A 6,450-nucleotide genomic window follows, 5' to 3' on the forward strand; every position below is an offset into this window, starting at 1 on the left:
GCCCGACCTCGAACCTCTTCCTCGGCAGCGGGCTCTTCGACGATGCCGGGCTCGGCGCGGCCGGGGTGCGGCGGGCGATCGCGACCGACGTGGGCGGCGGCACCAGCTACTCGATGCTGCGCACGCTCGACGAGGGCTACAAGGTGCTGGCGCTGAAGGGGCAGAAGCTCGATCCCCTGCGCGCCTTCTGGTGGATCACCCGCGGCAATGCCGCCGCGCTTGGGCTCGAGGACCGGATCGGCACGCTGGAGGCGGGGGCCGAGGCGGACGTCGTGGTGCTCGACAGCGCCGCGACGCCGGCGATGGCGCTGCGCATGGAGACGGTGCGCACGCTCGCCGAGGAGCTCTTCGTGCTGCAGGTGCTGGGCGACGACCGGGCGGTGGCCGCGACCTACGTCGCCGGCGAGCGCTGGGCGGCCGAGGCGGCCTGAGCAGCGCCCGGCCCGGGCAGCGGCCGGCACGCTCCCGCCCGCCCACCCCGCGCGCCGGCCGCTGCCCTCCGCGCCCGGCGGGGCGCTTGCGGCGGCCGGGAAAAGGCTCGATGCTGGCGGCCATGCGCCTGACGCCGCTCGCCGCCAGCCTGCCCGCCACCGTGCCCTTCGTCGGGCCGGAGGCGCAGGAGCGCGCCATGGGGCGGCGCTTCGTGGCGCGGATCGGCGCCAACGAGAGCGTCTTCGGCCCCTCGCCGCGGGCGGTGGCGGCGATGGCCGAGGCGGCGGCGTCGGTCTGGATGTACGGCGACCCCGAGCTCCACGAGCTCAAGGCGGCGATCGCGGCGCACCACGGGGTGCGGCCGGAGAATGTGACGGTCGGCGAGGGGATCGACGGCCTGCTCGGCAACCTCGTGCGGCTGCTGGTCGCGCCGGGGACGCCGGTGGTGAGCTCGGCCGGGGCCTATCCGACCTTCGCCTACCATGTGGCGGGCTTCGGCGGCACGCTCGTCAATGTGCCCTACCGCGGCGATGCCGAGGACCCCGAGGCGCTGCTCCTCGCTGCGCGCAAGGCCGGGGCGCCGCTCGTCTATCTCGCCAATCCCGACAATCCGATGGGGAGCTGGCACGCCGGGGCGCGCATCGCCGAGATGATCGCCCGGCTGCCCGGGGGGTGCCTGCTCTGCCTCGACGAGGCCTATGCCGATTTCGCCCCCGAGGGGGCGCTGCCGCCGCTCGACGTCGGCGAGCCGCGGGTGATCCGCATGCGCACCTTCTCCAAGGCGCAGGGCATGGCCGGGGCGCGCATCGGCTATGCGCTCGGGCATCCCGAGCTCATTGCCGCCTTCGACCGGGTCAGGAACCACTTCGGGGTCAACGCGATCGCCATGGCCGGGGCGCTGGCCGCGCTCGGGGACCGGGCGTGGCTGGCCGAGGTGGTGGCGGCGGTCGACGCCGGGCGCGCGCGCCTCGCCGGGATCGCCGCGGCGAACGGGCTCCGCGCGCTGCCCTCGGCGACGAACTTCGTCGCGGTCGACTGCGGGCGGGACGGCGGCTTCGCCCGGCGGGTGCTCGAGGGGCTGGTCGCGCGGGGGATCTTCGTGCGCAAGCCCTTCGTCGCGCCGCAGGACCGCTGCATCCGCGTCACCGTCGGGCGGGAGGCCGATCTCGACGCCTTCGCCGCCGCCCTGCCCGAGGCGCTCGAGGCGGCCTACCAGTAGACCGGATAGCCGTAGTAGCCGAAGTAGCGTTCCTCGAAGGCGCGGTCGACGGTCTGCGAGGGGTCGAACTCCGGGGCGTTGGCGATCTGCTCGCGGGTGAGCTCGGTCTCGGCGGTGCGCTCGGCCCAGCTGACGCCGGTGATCGCCGCCGGCACGACCAGCACCTGCCGGCCGCTCCACCAGCCGCCGGTGCCGACGACGAGGTAGCGGACCGCCCAGCCCTCGGGATCGAGCAGGAAGTCGTCGACCTGGCCGATCGCGCCGTCGCGGGCGCCGAGGTGGTAGCCGGTCATCTCGCCGGTGGAGCGCAGGTGCGCGTCGATATGCCCCTCGGCCTCGACCACTCCCGGCGGCATCGGCTGCGACGGGCGCTCGACCCCGAGCCAGTAGTCGGGCGCGCCATAGTGGCGGTTGAGCCGCGCCTCGTACTGGCGCGAGACCGGCGCGTCGGCCTCGAGCGGCGGCCCGGCGCGCACCTCCTCGCGGCTGAGCGCGAGCCGGAGCAGCGGCGGATCACCGTCCTCCGCCGTCAGCTGGCCGGCGGCGATCAGCACCTTGCGGCCGGGCAGCCAGGTGCCGGTGTCGGCCACGAACCAGCGCACGATCCAGCGCCGGTCGTCGAACAGGCAGTCGCGGATGGCGCCGATCGCGCCATCGCTGGCTTTGAGCGCGTAGCTGCCGAGGCTCGAGGCGCGCCAGAGCATGGGCGCCTCCCCGGCGGTCAGGAGGTCGCCGCGCCGGCGGTCTCGCCGGCCAGCGCCTTGCGCAGCGCATCCTCGCGGGTGTGGTCGAGCGAGGTCTGCAGCACCCGGCCGCCGACGCCCTCGAGCCCGGCCAGCACCTTGTCGCCGGTGACCTTGCGCACCAGCACGAAGAGCACCGCCTCGCCCGGCTTCAGGTCCTCGGTGGCGAGCTCCTTCATGAAGCGGTCGTTGACGCCGACGTCGGTCAGGGCGCCGGCGACCGCCCCCGAGGCCGCGCCGGCGGCGACGCCGAGCAGCGGGTTCATGAAGAGGACGCCGATGAGCAGGCCCCAGAAGCTGCCGCCCGCCGCCCCGGCGGCGGTGGTGTTGAGCAGCTGGTTCAGCTTCACCTTGCCGGCATCGGTCTTGGTCGCGATCACCGCGTCGCCGATGTCGATCAGATAGTCCTTCTGCATGTCGAGGATCTTCTGCCGGACTTCCTCGGCCTTCTCCTCGGACGGAAACATCACCGCGATGAGGTCTGCCATTCTGGCCCCCTTGGATTGCTGTCTGCCTGGCTGCCGCCGCCCGGCGCGGTCGCGCCGGACGGCCCCCGGGGCGGGACTACTTGCAGGCCGGGTTCTGCGTGCCGATCGCGGCACCGGTGCCGGCGCCGACCGCCGTCGCGATCTGCTTGCCGCTGCCGCCGCCGATCTGGTTGCCGAGAAGGCCGCCCACCGCCGCGCCGCCCAGCACGCCGCCGGCGCATTGCAGCTCGCGGTTGGTCTGCGGATTCTGGGTGCAGCCGGCGGCGGCGAAGGCCGCAAGCGCCAGCAGGACAAGTGTCGCTCTCATTCCTGATCTCCGTTCGGTGCCCCGGGGTTGTACGCCATCATCTATGCGGTTCCGTCGGCATGATCCACCGATTTCGTGGCCGGCCCGGGCGGGCTTTCGCCGGCGATCACCGCCCCCGCCGCCTCGACCCCGCCCGTCCCGTGGCGGATGCCGAGGGCGCGGAAGCCCGCCTCGACGGTCGCGAGCGTGCCGAGCAGCATCGGCGGGTTGAGATGCCCCATGTGGCCGATGCGGAAGATGCTGTCGGGGTCGACCCCCGGCACGCTCAGCCCGACCCCGAGCGTGACGCCGGCGGCGTCGGCGCACCAGCGGCGGAGCCGCGTGCCCTCGCCGGGGCCGGTGGTGATGGTGGTGACCGCGTGGCTGCGCAGCGCCGGCTCGGCGACGTTGAGCCCGAGCGCGCCGCCGCGGCCCCAGGCCTCGACCGCCGCCCAGACCGCGCGGGCGAAGACCGCGTGCCGCGCCCAGACCGCCGCGAGCCCCTCCTCCTCGAGGATCATGTCGAGCGCGGTGCGCAGGCCGTAGAGATGGTGCGTCGGCGCCGTGCCGCAGAAGCGCTCGTAGGGCACGCTCGGCGCCGTGCGCGGCCGCCAGTCCCAGTAGGGGCTGGTGCAACTCACCCCGGTCTCCTCCGCCCGGTGCCCGTGGAAGGTGAAGGCGAGCCCCGGCGGGGTCATCAGCCCCTTCTGGCAGGCGGCGACCATGACGTCGACGCCGAGCGCGTCCATCTCGAAGCGGTCGCAGCCGAGCGAGGCGATGCAGTCGACGACGAGGAGCGCCGGGTGCCCCGCCGCGTCGAGCGCCGCGCGCAGCGCCGCGACGTCGTTCCGGACCGAGGAGGCGGTGTCGGTCTGCACCGAGAGGACGGCGCGGATCTGGTGCCCGCGGTCGGCGCGCAGCCGCTCGGCCACCCGCGCGGGGTCGAGCGCGGCGCGGAAGCCGAAGTCGATCACCTCCGCCTCCACCCCCATCGTCCGCGCCATCTGCGCCCAGCCGAGCCCGAAGCGGCCGGTGGCGATGAAGAGCGCCTTCTGCCCGGGGGCGAGGATGTTGGCGATCGCCGCCTCCCAGGCGGCATGGCCGTTGCCGATGTAGATCGCCGCCTTTCCCGCCGTCCCCGCCACCCGCGCGAGGTCGGCGATGATCGTCTCGGTCATCTCGACCAGCTCGCCCTCGTAGATGTTGGGCGCCGGCCGGTGCATGGCGGCGAGCACCCGGTCGGGGATGATCGACGGCCCGGGGATGGCGAGGATGTCGCGGCCGCGCGAGAAGGTCATCGGGAAGGCTCCGGCTGAATCGGCGCGACGTTAGCCCCGGCCGCCGGCGGAGTGAATGCCGAATGGGGTTGGTCGGCCCGCCGCCGCCATGCTAGTCCGGCCAGCGGCCGGCACGACCGGCCGCCGCCCAGGATCGCCGATGCCCGACCCCGTCCGAGCCCGCCCGCAGTCGCCCTGGTGGCGGCTCTGGCGCGACTGGCTGCGGCCGCAGTGGCGGCTCCTCGCCTTCTCGCTCGCCATGACCTGGGTGGTGGCGCTGGCCTCGGCCGGCTATTCGAAGCTCATCCAGCTGGTGATGACCGCCTTCCAGGCGCAGTCGCCCTCGGTCCTCTGGTGGGGCCCGCTCGGGGTGATCGGCCTCAGCTGCGCCAATGCCGCCGGCCAGTACCTGAAGGAGGTGACCGGCTACCAGGTCACCAACCGCATGGAGACCGAGCTCAGGAAAACCATGTTCGCCCGCCTCGTCGGCACCGACCTCGCCCGGCTGCAGACCGAGGCGCCGGCCGGGCTCGCCGCGCGCTTCTCCTCCGACATCGGCATGGTGGGCAGCGCCGTGCGCTCGATGCTCGGCGGCGTCACCGGCATCCTGACCCTCGTCGTCACCATCGCGGTGATGCTGACGATCGACTGGCCGCTCACCCTCGGCATCTGCTTCGTCTTCGCGCTCGCCCTCGTGCCGGTCAACCGCATCGGCCGGCGCCTGCGCCGCCTCGCCAAGTCGACGCAGGCGGAGGTGGCCTCGATGACCTCCGAGGTCACCGAGGGCCTCTCCGGCATCCGCATGGCGCGCACCTACCGCCTCGAGGAGCCGCTCTCGGCCAATGCCGACAGCCTGTTCGAGCGGCTGTTCGGGCTGCGCCACCGCCAGTACCGCTGGCAGGCGCGGGTCGCGCCGCTGATGGAGGTTCTGGTTGGCATCGCCGTCGCCATCCTCCTTCTCGTCGTCGGCCTGCGCATCCGCGAGGGCACGATCACCATCGCCGACTTCACCGGGCTGCTGACCGGGCTTGGCGTCATCGCCGGCCCGGCCCGGCGGCTCGGCGGCAACTTCGCCACCGTGCAGCAGGGGGCGGCGGCGCTCGACCGGGTCTTCATGCTCTTCGACGCAGAGAACACCATCCTCGACGGCCCCGAGACGCTCGGCCGCGCGCTCGGGCAGATCCGCTTCGAGGAGGTGCATTTCGCCTATCCGGACGGCCACGTCGCGCTCGAAGGCTTCGACCTCGCCATCGAGCCGGGGATGCGCGTCGCCTTCGTCGGCCGCTCCGGGGCGGGCAAGTCGACGGTCTTCAACCTCCTGCCGCGGCTCTACGACCCGACGGGGGGCCGCATCCTGATCGACGGCCACGACATCCGCTCGCTCACCCTCGCCTCGCTGCGCGAGCAGATCGCGGTGGTGAGCCAGGATTCGGTCCTCCTCTCCGCCACCGTGGCCGAGAACATCGGCTTCGGCCGCCGCACCGCCTCGCGGGCCGAGATCGAGGCCGCCGCCCGCGCCGCCGCCGCCGACGGGTTCATCCGCGCCCTGCCGCGGGGCTACGACACGCCGGTCGCGCCGACCGCCGGCCAGTTCTCCGGCGGCGAGCGCCAGCGGCTCTCGATCGCCCGCGCCATCCTGCGCGACGCGCCGATCCTGCTCCTCGACGAGCCGACCTCGGCGCTCGACGCCGAGAGCGAGGCCTTGATCCGCGACGCCCTCGCCCGCCTCGCCCGCGGCCGCACCACCCTCGTCATCGCCCACCGCCTGGCGACGGTCCTCGACAGCGACCTCATCGTGGTGATGGACCGCGGCCGCATCGTCGAGCAGGGCACCCACAGCGAGCTCCTGGAGCGCAAGGGCCTCTACGCCGACCTCTACCAGCTCCAGTTCGCCCGCTCGGGAGAATAGCCCCCTGTCCCGACCGCTCCTCCAAGGCGAAGAGGGCAGCGCCCGACCGAGGTGGGCGCTGAAGCGCCCGCCTTGGGGGCGGGCGGGCGCTGCCCG

The 6,450-nt window shown here is 73.9% G+C and carries 7 protein-coding genes; 3 read left to right on the forward strand and 4 right to left on the reverse strand.

What is annotated here, in order from left to right; translation table 11 throughout:
* The coding region (locus tag Q0112_RS10310; RefSeq protein WP_297974836.1) for an amidohydrolase family protein at positions 1-431 on the forward strand (431 nt) is incomplete at its 5' end.
* Between the two features lie 113 nt (positions 432-544).
* Positions 545-1,651: a pyridoxal phosphate-dependent aminotransferase gene (locus tag Q0112_RS10315; RefSeq protein WP_297974853.1), complete on the forward strand. Its 1,107-nt coding sequence runs from the start codon at positions 545-547 to the stop codon at positions 1,649-1,651.
* Here the strand turns inward: Q0112_RS10315 and Q0112_RS10320 are convergent.
* From Q0112_RS10320 to Q0112_RS10335, 4 genes are all read right to left on the reverse strand, one after another.
* On the reverse strand, positions 1,642-2,355 hold the full coding sequence (locus Q0112_RS10320; protein ID WP_297974838.1) for a PRC-barrel domain-containing protein: 714 nt from the start codon (positions 2,353-2,355) through the stop codon (positions 1,642-1,644). The genes Q0112_RS10315 and Q0112_RS10320 overlap by 10 nt on opposite strands.
* A gap of 17 nt (positions 2,356-2,372) precedes the next feature.
* Positions 2,373-2,882 carry a DUF1269 domain-containing protein gene (locus Q0112_RS10325; RefSeq protein WP_297974841.1) on the reverse strand — a complete coding sequence of 170 codons (510 nt, stop codon included), beginning with the start codon at positions 2,880-2,882 and terminating at the stop codon, positions 2,373-2,375.
* 76 nt (positions 2,883-2,958) lie between these two features.
* On the reverse strand, positions 2,959-3,189 hold the full coding sequence (locus tag Q0112_RS10330) for a glycine zipper 2TM domain-containing protein (protein WP_297974844.1): 231 nt from the start codon (positions 3,187-3,189) through the stop codon (positions 2,959-2,961).
* 41 nt (positions 3,190-3,230) lie between these two features.
* Positions 3,231-4,466, reverse strand: coding sequence for an aminotransferase class V-fold PLP-dependent enzyme (locus Q0112_RS10335; protein WP_297974847.1), 1,236 nt, complete (start codon positions 4,464-4,466; stop codon positions 3,231-3,233).
* A gap of 139 nt (positions 4,467-4,605) precedes the next feature.
* Here Q0112_RS10335 and Q0112_RS10340 point away from each other — a divergent pair, with 139 nt between their 5' ends.
* Positions 4,606-6,354 (forward strand): ABC transporter ATP-binding protein, encoded by a 1,749-nt coding sequence (locus tag Q0112_RS10340; RefSeq protein WP_297974850.1) that lies wholly within the window; start codon positions 4,606-4,608, stop codon positions 6,352-6,354.
* The last annotated feature ends 96 nt before the right edge of the window (positions 6,355-6,450 follow it).

This window comes from uncultured Amaricoccus sp. (assembly GCF_937858865.1).
Classification (GTDB): domain Bacteria; phylum Pseudomonadota; class Alphaproteobacteria; order Rhodobacterales; family Rhodobacteraceae; genus Amaricoccus.